The organism is Primorskyibacter sedentarius (genome assembly GCF_004342065.1).
GTDB classification, from domain to species: Bacteria; Pseudomonadota; Alphaproteobacteria; order Rhodobacterales; family Rhodobacteraceae; genus Primorskyibacter; species Primorskyibacter sedentarius.
Genome location: NZ_SLZU01000020.1, coordinates 24,699 through 39,185, shown reverse-complemented (window position 1 = coordinate 39,185; position 14,487 = coordinate 24,699). Strand labels below are relative to the sequence as shown.

General features: G+C 62.6%; 12 protein-coding genes. 7 read left to right on the top strand and 5 right to left on the bottom strand.

The genetic code is table 11. The features are described from left to right. Nucleotides 1-48: 48 nt before the first annotated feature. The 7 genes from EDD52_RS19190 to EDD52_RS19160 all read left to right on the top strand — a co-directional run bounded on the left by EDD52_RS19190 (nt 49) and on the right by EDD52_RS19160 (nt 8,072). Nucleotides 49-1,134, top strand: coding sequence for an ABC transporter permease (locus EDD52_RS19190; RefSeq protein ID WP_132247993.1), 1,086 nt, complete (start codon nt 49-51; stop codon nt 1,132-1,134). Then, on the top strand, nt 1,134-2,057 hold the full coding sequence (locus tag EDD52_RS19185; protein ID WP_207906061.1) for an ABC transporter permease: 924 nt from the start codon (nt 1,134-1,136) through the stop codon (nt 2,055-2,057). The genes EDD52_RS19190 and EDD52_RS19185 overlap by 1 nt, the downstream gene beginning before the upstream one ends. A gap of 33 nt (nt 2,058-2,090) precedes the next feature. After that, nucleotides 2,091-3,167, top strand: coding sequence for a BMP family ABC transporter substrate-binding protein (locus EDD52_RS19180; protein ID WP_132247991.1), 1,077 nt, complete (start codon nt 2,091-2,093; stop codon nt 3,165-3,167). Between the two features lie 81 nt (nt 3,168-3,248). Next, nucleotides 3,249-4,325 (top strand): NAD(P)/FAD-dependent oxidoreductase, encoded by a 1,077-nt coding sequence (locus tag EDD52_RS19175; protein ID WP_132247989.1) that lies wholly within the window; start codon nt 3,249-3,251, stop codon nt 4,323-4,325. Between the two features lie 108 nt (nt 4,326-4,433). Further along, complete coding sequence (locus tag EDD52_RS19170; RefSeq protein ID WP_132247987.1) at nt 4,434-6,857, top strand: ligase-associated DNA damage response DEXH box helicase; 2,424 nt, start codon at nt 4,434-4,436, stop codon at nt 6,855-6,857. 83 nt (nt 6,858-6,940) lie between these two features. Next, nucleotides 6,941-7,600 (top strand): ligase-associated DNA damage response endonuclease PdeM, encoded by a 660-nt coding sequence (gene pdeM, locus EDD52_RS19165; RefSeq protein WP_132247985.1) that lies wholly within the window; start codon nt 6,941-6,943, stop codon nt 7,598-7,600. A 55-nt stretch (nt 7,601-7,655) separates the two neighbouring features. After that, nucleotides 7,656-8,072, top strand: coding sequence for a PaaI family thioesterase (locus EDD52_RS19160; RefSeq protein WP_132247983.1), 417 nt, complete (start codon nt 7,656-7,658; stop codon nt 8,070-8,072). A 6-nt stretch (nt 8,073-8,078) separates the two neighbouring features. On the opposite strand, the gene folD is transcribed toward EDD52_RS19160, so the two are convergent. From folD to ftsH, 5 genes are all read right to left on the bottom strand, one after another. After that, on the bottom strand, nt 8,079-8,981 hold the full coding sequence (gene folD / locus EDD52_RS19155) for a bifunctional methylenetetrahydrofolate dehydrogenase/methenyltetrahydrofolate cyclohydrolase FolD (protein ID WP_132247981.1): 903 nt from the start codon (nt 8,979-8,981) through the stop codon (nt 8,079-8,081). A 148-nt stretch (nt 8,982-9,129) separates the two neighbouring features. Continuing rightward, entirely contained in the window at nt 9,130-10,806 is a 1,677-nt protein-coding gene (locus tag EDD52_RS19150; RefSeq protein ID WP_132247979.1) for a formate--tetrahydrofolate ligase, read from the bottom strand. 164 nt (nt 10,807-10,970) lie between these two features. Next, complete coding sequence (locus EDD52_RS19145) at nt 10,971-11,579, bottom strand: MOSC domain-containing protein (protein ID WP_132247977.1); 609 nt, start codon at nt 11,577-11,579, stop codon at nt 10,971-10,973. 155 nt (nt 11,580-11,734) lie between these two features. Then, a complete protein-coding gene (locus tag EDD52_RS19140) occupies nt 11,735-12,526 on the bottom strand; it encodes a methyltransferase domain-containing protein (RefSeq protein WP_132247975.1) in 792 nt (263 codons plus the stop codon). Next, the gene (gene ftsH, locus EDD52_RS19135) at nt 12,523-14,439 is read right to left on the bottom strand and encodes an ATP-dependent zinc metalloprotease FtsH (protein WP_132247973.1); all 1,917 of its coding nucleotides are present in this window, start codon (nt 14,437-14,439) and stop codon (nt 12,523-12,525) included. The genes EDD52_RS19140 and ftsH overlap by 4 nt, the downstream gene beginning before the upstream one ends. Nucleotides 14,440-14,487: the final 48 nt, after the last annotated feature.

Here is a 14,487-nt window from a genome sequence, read left to right as displayed (position 1 = left end):
CCGCTTGGCAAAACCGAAGGATGACACCGGAATGTGCAGAGACCTCGCATGCTGAGGCTGGAAAAGCGGCCTCAACCCTCGCAGCTCTGGACGGTGGTCACGCCGATCCTTGCGGTGTTTCTGACGATGATTGTCGGCGGGATCATGTTTGCCCTCTTGGGCAAACCGCCGCTCGAGGCGATCAAGGTGATCTTCTGGGATCCGCTGTTTCACGAACAGTTCGCCGCCTATTCGCGCCCCCAACTGCTGGTCAAGGCCGGGCCGCTCATCCTGATTGCGATCGGGTTGTCGATCGGGTTCAAGGCAGGCATCTGGAATATCGGTGCCGAGGGCCAGTATATCATCGGGGCCATCTGCGGGGCTGGCGTAGGGCTGGCGTTTTATCCCTCGGAAAGCGTTCTGATCTTTCCGGCGATGGTTCTGGCGGGCGCGGCGGGCGGCTGGGCCTGGGCAATGATCCCGGCGGTCCTGAAGACCCGCTTTGGCACCAACGAAATCCTCGTATCGCTGATGCTGGTCTATGTTGCCCAGAACGTCCTTATTTCTGTCTCCTCCGGCCTTCTTCGCAACCCCGAGGGCATGGGCTTTCCCGGCTCGCGCAATTTCAAGCAATGGGATGCCGCCCATAATGCGGAACTGATTGCCAATACCGGCATGCATTGGGGGGTCGTCGCTGCATTCATCGCCGTGATCGGGGCCTATATGCTGATGAGCCGCCACATCATGGGTTTCAACATCCGCCTGACCGGCGAAGCCCCGCGCGCCGCCCGGTTTGCAGGTGTCAGCCCCACCCGCATCGTTTTCTTCTGCCTTGGGCTTGCAGGTCTGCTGGCAGGCGCTGCAGGGCTGTTTGAGGCCACCGGGCCTGCCGGTCAGATCACCGGGGCGTTTAACGCAGGCTATGGCTTCACCGCGATTATCGTCGCCTTTCTGGGTCGCCTGCACCCCGTCGGCATCCTGCTGGCCGGGCTTCTGATGGCGCTGACCTATATCGGCGGAGAGCTGGCACAGCTGATGCTGAACCTGCCCGGCGCGTCGATCCAGCTGTTCCAGGGAATGCTGCTGTTCTTCCTGCTGGCCACGGATGTCTTCACCAATTATCGGCTGCGGTTTGGCAAGAAGGGGCTTGTGTAATGGATCTGTCCTCGATCAATCCCGTCCTGCTGATCGCCTCGGTCATGGTGTCTGCAACGCCCATCCTGCTGGCCGCCATCGGAGAGATGGTGGTGGAGAAATCCGGCGTCCTCAATCTGGGGGTCGAGGGAATGATGATCACCGGCGCGGTGGTTGGCTTTGCCGTCGCTGTCAGCGCCACATCGCCGGGGCTGGGCTTTGTCGCTGCCGCAATTGCCGGGGCGCTTCTCAGCCTCGCCTTCGGGTTGCTGACGCAGTATCTGCTGTCGAACCAGGTGGCGACCGGGCTGGGCCTGACGCTTGTGGGGCTTGGCCTGTCCAGCCTGATCGGCAAGCCCTATGAGGGCATGAAAACCCCGACCCTGTCGAAATTCGAAATCCCGCTGCTTTCGGATCTGCCGATCCTTGGCGACATGCTGTTTTCACATGATGTGATGGTCTATTTCAGCCTTCTGCTTGTGGCCGCTGTCTGGGCGTTTCTGAAATACACCCGCGCCGGGCTGATCCTGCGTGCGGTAGGCGAAGGCCATGACAGCGCCCATGCGCTTGGCTACAAGGTCACACAAATCCGTATCCTTGCCATCCTTTTCGGTGGGGCCTGCGCGGGGCTGGGCGGCGCCTACCTGTCGCTGGTACGCGTGCCGCAATGGACCGAAGGCATGACCGCGGGCGCAGGCTGGATCGCACTGGCCATCGTGGTCTTTGCCTCCTGGCGGGCGGGCCGCGTCGCCGTGGGTGCCTATCTTTTCGGGGGGGTCACGGTGCTGCAATTGAACCTGCAGGCGGCTGGGGCAGACGTTCCTGTCGCGCTCTTGTCGGCCTCTCCCTATCTGATTACCATCCTCGTGCTGGTGATCATCTCTGCCCGGGGGGTGCATGGCGCGCCAGCCTCCCTTGGCCGTCCCTTCCACGCCTCTCACTAGGGGCCAAAACTACCACCAACAGGAAAACCATCCATGAACAGAAGAACACTTCTCACCACTGCGGCGCTTGCGCTGACCCTTGGCACGACCGCCTTCGCGCAAGACGAAGAGATCACCGCCGGCTTCATCTATATCGGCCCTCCGGGTGACGGTGGCTGGACCTACGAACACGATCAGGCCCGCCAGAAGATGGAGGCGCATTTCGACGGCAAGGTGAAGACCATCTATCAGGAGAACGTGCCGGAATCCGCGGATGCGGAACGCGCGATCACGCAGATGGCGCTGACCGGCGCGGATATCATCTTTACCACCTCCTTTGGCTACATGGACCCGACGCTGGCCGTGGCCGAGAAATTCCCGGACGTGAAATTCGAGCATGCCACCGGCTACAAACGCTCTGACAACGTCTCGACCTATTCGGCGCGCTTTTACGAAGGCCGCGCGGTGCAAGGTCATATCGCGGGCAAGATGACCAAGACCAACAAGATCGGCTACATCGCCTCCGTTCCGATCCCCGAGGTTATCCGCGGCATCAACTCCGCCTATATCCATGCCAAGAAGGTGAACCCGGATGTCGAGTTTTCGATCATCTGGCTTTACACGTGGTTTGACCCCGCCAAAGAGGCCGACGCCGCCCGCGCCCTGATCGAAAACGGCGCCGACGTTGTTCTGCAGCACACGGATTCCACCGCGCCGCAGGCCGCAGCCCAGGAGGCCGGGAACGTGATCACCTTCGGTCAGGCTTCGGACATGGCGGAATATGCGCCGATGCCGCGCGTCTCGTCGATCATTGACGACTGGGCACCCTATTACATCGCCCGCGTTCAGGCCGTGCTGGATGGCACGTGGGAGTCCACCGACACATGGGACGGTATCGGCAAGGGCATGGTCGGCATCGGAGAGATTTCCGACGCGGTCCCGGCGGATGTGAAAGCCGAGGCGCTGGCCATGAAAGACGCCATTGCCTCTGGCGAATACCACCCGTTCACCGGCCCGCTGAAAAAGCAGGATGGCAGCGACTGGCTGGCCGAAGGCGAAGTGGCCGATGACGGCACCCTTGCGGGTATGAACTTCTACCTCGAAGGGATCACGGCCGAGATCCCGAACTAAGCCTGGGCAGAAGTCCAAAACACAGGCGGCGCCCCGATCACCCATCGGGGCGCTTGCCCGAACCCTCCCATGAGAGCACGCATGACCGACTTTGTCATCATCGGGGGCGGCATCGCCGGGGTGTCTGCGGCAGCGCGGCTGTCACATCTTGGCAGCGTCACCCTGCTGGAGGCCGAGGACGCCCTGGGCTATCACGCCAGCGGCAGGTCCGCGGCTGCTTTTCTGGAAAGCTATGGCAACGATGTGGTGCGTGCGCTCAATCGTGCCAGTGCCGACTACCTTCACAACGCTGATGGCGGCGTGCTGTCCCCGCGCGGGCAAATGCTGGTTGGCAGGCCCGAGGATGCGGTTAACTTCGCCCTGCAGTCCCGCGATTTCGGCCTTGAGCTCCTGACACCTGCCGAGGCGCGCGCAAAGGTGCCGATCCTGAACCCCGACACGGCCCCCCTGACGGCATGGCGACCGGATGTCTTTGACCTCGATACCGATCTGCTGTTGCAGAACTTCCTGCGAGAGGCGCGCGCCAATGGCGCAGAAATCATGACCCGTGCCCGGATTGCCGCCATTCGCCGCGAGGGCGGGCAATGGCATGTGTCGGACGGGGCGCGCGACTGGCAGGCCAGCCATCTGGTCAACGCCGCCGGTGCATGGGCTGATCAGATTGCTACGCTCGCCGGGATCGCGCCGCTGGGAATTCAGCCCTTTCGCCGGTCCATGGCGCGGTTGCCCGCTCCCGATGGCCATGACGTGACCGGCTGGCCCTTTGTTCTGGCCGTCGATGACCGCTGGTATGCAAAGCCCGATGCCGGGGCGCTGCTGGTTTCGCCCTCCGAAGCGGACCCGGTCGAACCACACGACGCCTGGGCCGATGACATGGTTCTGGCCGAAGGGCTCGCGCGCTATGAAGAGATGGTGACCGCCCCCGTCACTCGCATGCTGGCCAACTGGGCAGGGCTGCGCAGCTTTGCGCCGGACCGCACATTGGTGGTGGGCCCAGATCCCAGGATGCCAGAGTTCCTCTGGGTTGCAGGTCAGGGTGGCTATGGTTTTCAGACCTGCGCCGCAGTCTCTGATCTGGTGGCAAGCCTTGCCAACGGCACAGTGCCAGAGCTAGATCCGGGCACCGTCGCGGCGCTCTCGCCCGCCCGTTTCGGCTGATGGCTTCGCCGGATCAAAACCCACCGCAACTCGGCCTGATGTCTGAGGCATGACCGGTTCATCGTCGCAAAGGCTGACAATCGGCACGCGGCGGACTACATCCCGGTAATGACGACGCTTTCCACCCCTCTTCAGCGCTGGTTCGACACGCGCGGCTGGCAGATCCACCCGCATCAACAGGCGATGCTGGACCGTGCTTCTGCGCCTTCGCTCTTGCTGATCGCGCCCACGGGCGGCGGCAAGACGATGGCCGGTTTCCTGCCCACGCTGACAGAGCTTGGCAGCGCGCCCGAGCCGGGCCTGCATACCCTCTATGTCAGCCCGCTCAAGGCGCTGGCGGCGGATATCCGGCGCAACCTGCGCACGCCCGTGGACGAGGCAGGTATGGCCATCCGCATCGAGGACCGCACCGGCGACACATCTGCTACCCAGAAGAAACGCCAGCGCGCAGACCCGCCGCATATCCTGCTGACGACACCGGAAAGTCTTGCGCTGCTGACATCCTACGAGGATGCGCCACGGATGTTTGCCGGGCTGCAACGCGTCATCGTGGACGAGATCCACGCGCTGGCGGAATCAAAGCGCGGCGACCAGCTGATGCTGGCGCTGGCCCGGCTTCAGACGCTCTGCCCCGAGATGCGCCGCGTCGGCCTGTCCGCCACGGTGGAGGACCCGCAGGCCATCGCGCGGTTTCTCGCCCGCCACCCCGACCCGTGCGAGATTATCCTCGCCGATCCCGGCCCCGACCCGGATATCGCCATGCTGACGACCGATGCGCCCCCGCCCTGGTCCGGCGGAGGAGCGGCCTATGCGATCCCCGCCGTGCTGGAGGAGGTTCGCAAGCATCGCACAACGCTGATCTTTCACAACACCCGCGCGCAGGCAGAGATCTTCTTTCACAATCTCTGGCTTGCCAATGACGAGGGCCTGCCCATCGGCATCCATCACGGCAGCCTTGACCGCGCGCAGCGCGAAAAGGTCGAGGCCGCAATGGTGCGCGGCAATCTGCGCGCCATCGTCTGCACCGGATCGCTCGATCTTGGCATCGACTGGGGCGATGTCGATCTGGTCATTCAGGTGGGCGCGCCAAAGAACGTCAAGCGGCTGGTGCAGCGGATCGGCCGCGCCAACCACCGCTACAATGCGCCGTCCAAGGCGCTTCTGGTGCCTGCCAACCGGTTCGAGGTGGTTGAATGCGTGGCCGCGCTGGAGGCGGCGAAGGAACACGATCTGGACGGCGAAACCCGCGGCCCCGGCCCGCGCGACGTGCTGTGCCAGCATATCCTGATCGCCGCCTGCTCTGGCCCGTTCTGTGCAGACGCGCTCTACGCCGAGATGACCAGCGCCGGGGCCTATGCTGGGCTGACCCGCGCGGAATTTGACGATTGCCTCGATTTCTGTGCCACCGGCGGCTACGCCCTGCGCGCCTATGACAAGTGGCAGCGCCTGATGCGGCGCCCCGATGGGTTGTGGCAACTGCGCGATCCCCGCAGCGCACAGCGCATACGGATGAATATCGGCACGATTCAGGATACCGACACTCTGAAGGTGCGGTTTCGCGGACGCGGTGGCAAACCGCTGGGCGAGATCGAGGAAAGCTTTGCCGCCTCGCTCAGCCAGGGCGATACGTTTCTGATGGGCGGGCAGATCGTCCGCTACGAAGGCCTTCGCGAAATGACGGTCGAGGTCACGCGCGACCCCGGACGCAAGCCCAAGATCGCCACGTTCATGGGAACGAAATTTGCCACCTCCACCCAGCTGAGCCAGCGCATTTTGCGCATGTTTCAGCATGACAGCTGGCCCGAACTGCCCGATCACACCGCCAGCTGGCTGGCGCTACAGCGCGAGGTCAGCCGCCTGCCCCAACCCGGCCGCCTGCTGGTTGAAAGCTTCCCCCATGAGGCGCGCGAACACCTGTGCGTCTACGGTTTTGCGGGCAGGAATGCGCAGCAGACATTGGGCCTTTTGCTGACCAAACGGATGGAGGAGATGGGCCTGGCCCCTCTTGGCTTCGTCGCCACTGACTATGCCACCCTGATCTGGGGGTTGGATGCGGTGATGGACCCCGCACCGCTTTTTGACATGGCAGCGCTTGAGGACGGGCTCGAAGGCTGGCTGGCCGGCAATGCGGTGATGAAACGCACCTTCCGCGCCTCTGCCACCATCGCTGGGTTAATCGAGCGGAACACCATGGGACAGCGCAAGACCGGGCGGCAAGCCACGATGTCCTCTGATATCCTGTATGACACGTTGCTGAAATACGACCCCGACCACCTGTTGATGCGCATCACCCGCGAAGAGGCCATGCGCGGGCTGGTGGATTTCAGCCGTATCCGCGAGATGCTCGACCGCGTGGGCGACCGGATCGACACGCTGCGCCTGTCGCGCGTGACGCCGCTGGCCGCACCGCTGTTTCTGGAGGTGGGCAAAGTGCCCGTCGCGGGGGCTGCCGATGAAAGGCTTCTGGCGGAAGAGGCGCAGCGACTGATGGATGAAAGCGGACTCGCCCAGATTGAGATTGGCGCAGGGTAAGGCCGGGATTGACCCACAACTATGTGCGCCTTCCGCAGCGATCCGCCCCTTGTCCCCACACGCTGCGGATGGCAGAACAAGGCATGAACACGCTGCCCTTTCAATTTTCCGGTGCTGACGTGATGGCGCTTGGCTCTGGCGCGCTCTGGTGGCAGGCGCAGGGGCTGCTTTGCGTGTCAGATCTGCATCTGGGGAAATCTGCCCGCGCGGCCCGCACCGGCGGCATGGAACTGCCCCCTTACGAAGTTATTGATACGCTGCACCGGCTGGACCGCGACCTGCAGGTCACCGGCGCGCGGCGGGTAATTTGCCTGGGCGACAGCTTTGACGACGCGGGCGCCGCGGACCGTCTGACCGAAGAGGCGAACCTTCAGATTACCCGCCTGCAAGCTGGGCGGGAATGGGTGTGGATCGAAGGCAACCACGATCCCGGCCCCGTCAATCTGGGCGGCAGCCACAGGCGCACCCTGACAATCGGCCCGCTGACCTTTCGACATATCTGCGAAGGTGAGAAAGGCGAAGTTTCGGGCCACTACCACCCCAACGCACAGATCCGCACCCGCGCCCGCAGCCTGTCACGCCCCTGTTTCCTGATCGACGATCATCGCCTCATCATGCCCGCCTATGGCACCTACACGGGCGGCCTTCGCTGTGACCGCGCGCCATTGGCGACGCTGATGAGCGCGAATGCACAGGCCATTCTGACCGGCCCGCGCCCGACGCGTATTCCGATGCCGCGCTGACCCGAGGGCTTGGTCACCCCTTGCCAGCGCGGCCTCCGCATGGCTTGATCCGGCAATGGACCAGATCACGCAACGCATCGCTGACAGCTTCTCCCGTCAAAGCCTGATGGCCACGTTTGGCGCCACGCTCGGTACGGTCACGTCGGGATCGGTCACCATCCACGCGCCCATCCTGCCGCTCGCGCTCCAACAGGCCGGGATGGGCCACGGCGGGCTGGTGTTTTCGCTTGGCGACAGCGCGGCAGGTTACTCCGCGCTGTCACTGATGCCCGAATCCCAAGAGGTCGTGACATCCGAGTTGAAGATCAATTTCCTCGGCCCCGCCACAGGCGACGAGCTGATTGCGCGGGGCAAGGTTGTCCGAAACGGCAAGCGCCTTGTCGTGGTAACAGCCGAAGTCAGCGCCCGCACCGGCAAGGACGAGGCGCTGATTGCGATCCTGCAAGGCACCATGGTGCCCGTTCCCGCCTGAGAACGATCAGGCCGTCAGCCCCTCCGGCTCTGTCACGCCATTCGCCCGGCAACAGGCGGTGACTGTATTGGCCAGAAGGCAGGCGATAGTCATTGGCCCAACGCCGCCCGGCACTGGCGTAATCGCGCCTGCGACCTCGGCACAACCTGCGAAATCGACATCACCCACAAGGCGGGTCTTGCCCGCGCCTTTTTCCGGCGCATCGACGCGATTGATGCCCACGTCAATTACCGTGGCCCCCGGCTTGATCCAATCCCCCGGCACCATTTCGGGCCGCCCCACTGCGGCCACAACGATGTCGGCGCGACGCACCACCGCGGCCAGGTCCTTCGTCCGCGAATGCGCAATCGTGACCGTGCAGCTATCGCCCAGCAAGAGCTGCGCCATCGGCTTGCCAACGATATTGGAGCGCCCGACCACCACCGCATTCATCCCCAAAAGGGACCCGTGATGATGGCGCAGCATCATCAGGCACCCCAACGGCGTACACGGCACCATGGATTTCTGACCCGTCCCCAGCAGCCCGACATTGGAGATATGAAACCCGTCCACATCCTTGGCCGGGTCGATCGCGTTGATCACCAGATCCTCGTCCAGATGGCGGGGCAAGGGCAACTGCACCAAGATCCCGTGCACAGCCGGATCATGGTTAAGCTGCTCAATCAGTGCCAGCAGATCCGCCTGCGACGTCTCCACATCCAGCTTGTGCTCGTAGGAATTCATGCCGACATCGACAGTCTGCTTGCCCTTGGATCTTACATATACCTGGCTGGCCGGATCTTCCCCCACCAGCACCACGGCAAGCCCGGGCGTGATGCCGTGCTCTTCCTTCAGACGCGCCACATGGCCCGCCACCTTGTCCCGAACCTCGGCCGCAAAGGCCTTTCCGTCGATGATCTCAGCCGTCATGCCCTACCCTCAATCTTGTCCCACCCACGCATATCCGCCGCCACGCGCCCGGATGCAACACCCGGAAAGCCGCGCAACATAGCGGGACGGCGGGTGGGACGATGGCTCCGCAGGAGCCGAGTGCCGGACCGCCGCTCCCGGACAGCGCTTAAAACAAACCCTCGATCTGGCCTTCTGCATTCAGCATGATCGTCTCGGATGCTGGCACCGATGGCAGGCCCGGCATTGTCATGATTTCGCCGCAAATCACCACGACAAACCCCGCCCCGGCCGATAGTCGCACCTCCCTTATCGGCACGGAATGCCCGGTGGGTGCGCCGCGCCGGTTGGGATCAGTGGTAAAGGAATACTGCGTTTTCGCCATGCAGACCGGTAAATTGCCGTAACCTGCCTCTTCCCATTCCTTCAACTGCTTGCGGATCTTGGCATCAGCCAGCACCTCGTCGGCCCGGTAGATACGCTTGGCAACCGTTTCGATCTTCTGGAACAGCGACATCTCGTCAGGATATAGCGGCGCGAAATTCGCCATATCCGCATCGGCAATCTCTGCAACGCGCGTGGCCAGATCAATAACCCCCTCGGACCCTTTGGCCCAGTGCTTGCACAGAATCGCCTCCGCGCCCATGGAGGCGACATATTCCTTCACCGCTGCCACCTCGGCATCGGTGTCGCTGACAAAATGGTTGATCGCCACCACGACCGGCACGCCAAAACTCTTGACGTTTTCAATGTGGCGCCCAAGATTGGGGCATCCTGCCTGTACGGCTTGCACGTTTTCCGGGCCCAGATCGGCCTTGGCCACGCCACCATTCATCTTCATGGCGCGCACAGTGGCCACCACCACCACAGCAGAGGGCGCAATCCCGGCTTTGCGGCACTTGATGTTCATGAATTTCTCGGCGCCCAGATCCGCGCCGAACCCAGCCTCTGTCACCACGTAATCGGCCAGCTTCAGCGCTGTCGTGGTGGCAATGACCGAATTACAGCCATGGGCGATATTGGCGAAGGGCCCGCCATGTACGAAGGCCGGGTTGTTTTCCAGCGTCTGCACCAGGTTGGGCTGCATCGCGTCTTTCAGCAGAACGGTCATTGCGCCATCTGCCTTGATGTCGCGGCAGGTGATCGGTTCCCGCGCCCGTGTATAGGCCACGATGATATCGCCCAGTCGGCGCTGCAGATCCGTCAAATCACGCGCCAGACAGAGGATCGCCATGACCTCGGACGCGACCGTGATGTCAAACCCGGTCTGACGAGGGAACCCGTTCGCGACCCCACCCAGCGAGGTGACGATATCCCGAAGCGCCCGGTCGTTCATGTCCATCACCCGGCGCCACACGACGCGGCGCTCGTCGATCTCCAGCTTGTTACCCCAGTAGATGTGGTTGTCGATCATCGCAGATAGCAGGTTATGCGCCGAGGTGATCGCATGAAAATCGCCGGTGAAATGCAGGTTCATCTCTTCCATCGGCACGACCTGGGCATAGCCACCCCCCGCAGCCCCCCCCTTCATCCCAAAACACGGGCCCAGTGACGCTTCGCGGATGCAGATCGCGGCATTCCTGCCAATCGCGTTCAAACCGTCGCCCAGACCGACCGTCGTGGTGGTCTTGCCCTCGCCCGCAGGCGTCGGGTTGATCGCCGTTACCAGGATCAGCTTCCCGTCCGGGCGGTCCTGTACCGAATTGATGAATTGCTGGCTCACCTTGGCCTTGTCATGCCCATAGGGCAGCAAATCATCGGACGAAATCCCCAGCTTGGCCCCAACCTCCTGGATCGGCTTCTTGTTGGCCTCACGTGCAATCTCGATATCGGTCTTGAAGCTCATGTCGCGATCCCTGTCTGGTATTCGAAGAAGTGTTTGACCGTTCTTAACGCGGCAAAGCGCCGCAATGGCAGAGCGTTTCCGACACTTTCGCACAAACTTGCGGCGGGAAAGGCGCAGAAACAGGCCACCCGCAAACTCACCGGGACATTTCGGGCGGCGAAGCCTTAGGCGTTGCCGGTTTCACGCGCTTCGTCGAGATACATCCAGGGAGGCTGATCGGGGATATGCAGCGTCAGGTGGTCGCCAATCGCCACGCGGCCTTCACGCTCGACCCACGCCGTGACCCCGCGCAGCCCGTTGGCCGCCGCCTTGAACCCCTTGCCGTGCCCCGGCGACGCTTTCTCGATCGAACGGGCAGGAAAGATGCAGGGACGGTTTTCCATGTTTACCACGAGGCTCGCCCCCGATGGCGCGATGAGGCGCGAGGACGGGGGCACCCGCGTGAAATCCGGAATGCCCCGGACAACCATGCTGGCACCCAGTCGGGCAGGGTCAATGCTGTCCAGCTTCAGCCGCCGCGCGATTTCCGCCAGTTCTTCCTCGCTCACGATGCTCAGCTGGCGTTCGTTTCGAATGGGCGTCCCCTTGGGATATTGCGCCGTCACCCGCGAGCACGAGCGTCGGGTCACCCCCGCATGCGCGCCGGCCAGACCGTTAAAACCCAGCGACAATTCTGCCTCTGGGATAGACAGCAACGCGTCGCGCTGCATGTCCGCGACCTGGCCGAGCCAGAGGATTTCGGCGGCAAAAGATGTTGGCAACAAGGCTGGCATGAGAAATGTCATTCCTTTCGGGCACTGGTATCATCGTGGCCATTCCTCCCACACCTCGCCATCGCGGAACAACAAGAGAAATGGGCTGCACGCATCAAAACCGGGTGGACGGTCTCTCTATCGAATGGCCTCCCGGGCGACGAGGGGTCTTCGTGTCACGCCTTGGCAGGCAGGGTCAGGAGCAGGAACAAGCGTCGCAGCGGGAACAGCACACGCCCGTCCGCACCGCGCGGATAGGCCCTTTCCATCACGGCCTCATAGGTCGCGATCAACCGTTCTGCCTCTGCTTCGTCCAGACGTTCCAGAACCGGCCGGGCATAGGTGCTTTCGGTATAGCTGCGCACGGGATGCGCGTCCTTGTTGGCAGCAAGCACCTGATAATAATCGGTTTCCCACATATCGAATGCACCAAGAGGTGACAGAAGGTGGAAATAGGCCGCAGGCAACATCACGTCGGGTGCGGCCGACCAATCAATACGATTTGGGAAGTGCTCTTCCGCCAGACTGCGCCACACCCGATGGGACGGCGCATTGTTCTGGTGCGGAACCTGAATGGCCAGCGTGCCCCCGGGCGCGAGGTATCCCGCAAGCCGCGGCAAAAGTTCTTCGTGGTCGGGCAACCATTGCAGCGCCGCATTGGAAAAGATCAAAGCGGGCGCGCGTTCGGGCACCCAGTCGGCGATATCTGTCTTGGAGAGGTCGGAATATGCGCCCGTTTTCTGCGCTTCTTCCAGCATCACACCGGAGCTGTCGATCCCCATGACCGGGCGACCGAATGTCGATGACAGCGCCGCCCCCACCGCGCCATTGCCACATCCCAGATCGACAACGTCGCCGGGGGGCAGGCTGGGCACAGCCTTCAGCAGATCCAGAGCAGGCCGCAAACGCAGACCCCGGAACCTTGAATAGGCCCCGGGGTTCCAATCGCTATGCGAGGATGCGCTCATGCTGTCGGTTCAGGTTCCAGTCCCGGATCGCCGGGCTTGGCCTTGGTTTTGGTCTTGGGAATGGCCGTGACGCTTGGTTTGTCTTCGGCCTCGGGGGTTCCGTTGTCGTCATCACCCGCCTGCGGGGGCTCGCCCCTGATCACGCGCTTGATCTCGTCGCCGGTCAGCGTCTCGTATTCCAGCAAACCCTGCGCCAGCTTTTCCCATTCGTCTTTCTTGTCGGTCAGGATCTTGTAGGCACAGTCATAGGCGTTCTGGATAAAGCCTTTGACCTCATCCTCGATCAATTCCTTGGTGTGGGCTGACACGGACAGGCCTGCGGTGTTGCCGCTATAGCCTTCATGGGCCTCGGAATAGTCGATATTGCCGACTTTGTCCGACATGCCCCAGCGCAGCACCATCGCGCGGGCAAGGGCTGAGGCCTGCTGAATATCGCCAGCCGGACCATTGGACACGTTGCCTTCGCCGTATTTGATGATCTCGGCGGCCTTGCCTGCCATGGTCATCGCCAGCTTTTCTTCGCATTCGGATTTGTGCCAGTTCAGCCGGTCAATTTCCGGCAGGCTGACCACCATGCCAAGCGCCCCGCCGCGCGGGATGATCGTCGCCTTGTAGACGGGGTCACATTGCGGAAGGGACAGGCCGACGATGGCGTGCCCGGCCTCGTGATAGGCGGTCTTTTCCTTCTGCTCGGGCGTCAGGACCATCGACCGGCGTTCCGCGCCCATCATGACCTTGTCCTTGGCATTCTCGAAATCTTCCATCGTCACAAAGCGCCGACCCACACGTGCGGCCATCAGCGCCGCCTCGTTCACGAGGTTGGCCAGATCCGCACCCGAAAACCCGGGCGAGCCGCGTGCGATGATGCGCAGATCCACATCCGGGCCAAGCGGCGTCTTGCGCGCATGCACGGCGAGGATCTTTTCACGGCCTTTGATATCGGGATTCGGCACCGTGACCTGACGGTCAAAACGGCCCGGACGCAGCAGTGCGGGGTCAAGCACATCGCGGCGGTTGGTGGCGGCAAGGATGATGACACCCTCGTTCGCCTCGAACCCGTCCATCTCGACCAGAAGCTGGTTCAGGGTCTGTTCGCGTTCGTCATTGCCGCCGCCATAGCCTGCACCACGGTTACGGCCCACGGCATCGATTTCGTCGATAAAGACGATGCAAGGCGCGTTTTTCTTGGCCTGTTCAAACATGTCACGGACGCGGCTCGCACCGACACCCACGAACATCTCGACGAAGTCGGAACCGGAGATGGTGAAGAACGGCACACCCGCCTCGCCCGCAATCGCCCTTGCCAGCAGCGTCTTACCAGTACCCGGAGGGCCAACGAGCAGCGCACCTTTGGGGATCTTGCCGCCCAGACGGCTGAATTTCTGCGGGTTGCGCAGGAATTCGACAATCTCTTCCAGCTCTTCCTTGGCCTCGTCGATGCCTGCGACATCGTCAAATGTCACGCGGCCGTGCTTTTCCGTCAGCAGCTTGGCGCGCGATTTGCCAAAGCCCATCGCCCCGCCTTTGCCGCCGCCCTGCATGCGGTTCATGAAGTAGATCCACACACCGATCAGCAGAAGGAACGGCAGAAGCGACAGGATGAATGTCTGGAACCCTGACTGTTCCTGGCTCTCGGCGCGGATCGTCACGTCGTTGTTCATCAACAGCTCTGTGGCAGCCGCGTCCTCTGGCTTGATGGTCACATAGTCGTTGCCATCATTGCCGCGGAACCGGATCTGCTCTCCGTCCAACGTGGCCGAGCTGACCGTGTTGGATTCCACCGCTTCAACGAAGTCGGTGTAGCTGATCTCGCGGCTCTGCAAGGTGGTCCCACCACCCGAGAACAGATTGAACAGCGCAAGGATGAGCAGAAACAGAACTACCCAGAAGGCGATATTGCGCAGGTTGCCCAAGGAATCTTCTCCCAAAATTCGGTTGGCCCCGTCCGTAACACAGGGCGC

Excerpts from the sequence above, each read along its gene's own strand:
- EDD52_RS19140 (WP_132247975.1), bottom strand. The coding sequence starts at position 12,526 with ATGAGCGCATCCTCGCATAGCGATTGGAACCCCGGGGCCTATTCAAGG.
- pdeM (WP_132247985.1), top strand. The coding sequence starts at position 6,941 with ATGAACACGCTGCCCTTTCAATTTTCCGGTGCTGACGTGATGGCGCTT.
- EDD52_RS19185 (WP_207906061.1), top strand. The coding sequence starts at position 1,134 with ATGGATCTGTCCTCGATCAATCCCGTCCTGCTGATCGCCTCGGTCATG.
- folD (WP_132247981.1), bottom strand. The coding sequence starts at position 8,981 with ATGACGGCTGAGATCATCGACGGAAAGGCCTTTGCGGCCGAGGTTCGG.
- EDD52_RS19190 (WP_132247993.1), top strand. The coding sequence starts at position 49 with ATGCTGAGGCTGGAAAAGCGGCCTCAACCCTCGCAGCTCTGGACGGTG.
- EDD52_RS19170 (WP_132247987.1), top strand. The coding sequence starts at position 4,434 with ATGACGACGCTTTCCACCCCTCTTCAGCGCTGGTTCGACACGCGCGGC.
- EDD52_RS19150 (WP_132247979.1), bottom strand. The coding sequence starts at position 10,806 with ATGAGCTTCAAGACCGATATCGAGATTGCACGTGAGGCCAACAAGAAG.
- EDD52_RS19175 (WP_132247989.1), top strand. The coding sequence starts at position 3,249 with ATGACCGACTTTGTCATCATCGGGGGCGGCATCGCCGGGGTGTCTGCG.
- EDD52_RS19145 (WP_132247977.1), bottom strand. The coding sequence starts at position 11,579 with ATGCCAGCCTTGTTGCCAACATCTTTTGCCGCCGAAATCCTCTGGCTC.
- EDD52_RS19160 (WP_132247983.1), top strand. The coding sequence starts at position 7,656 with ATGGACCAGATCACGCAACGCATCGCTGACAGCTTCTCCCGTCAAAGC.
- EDD52_RS19180 (WP_132247991.1), top strand. The coding sequence starts at position 2,091 with ATGAACAGAAGAACACTTCTCACCACTGCGGCGCTTGCGCTGACCCTT.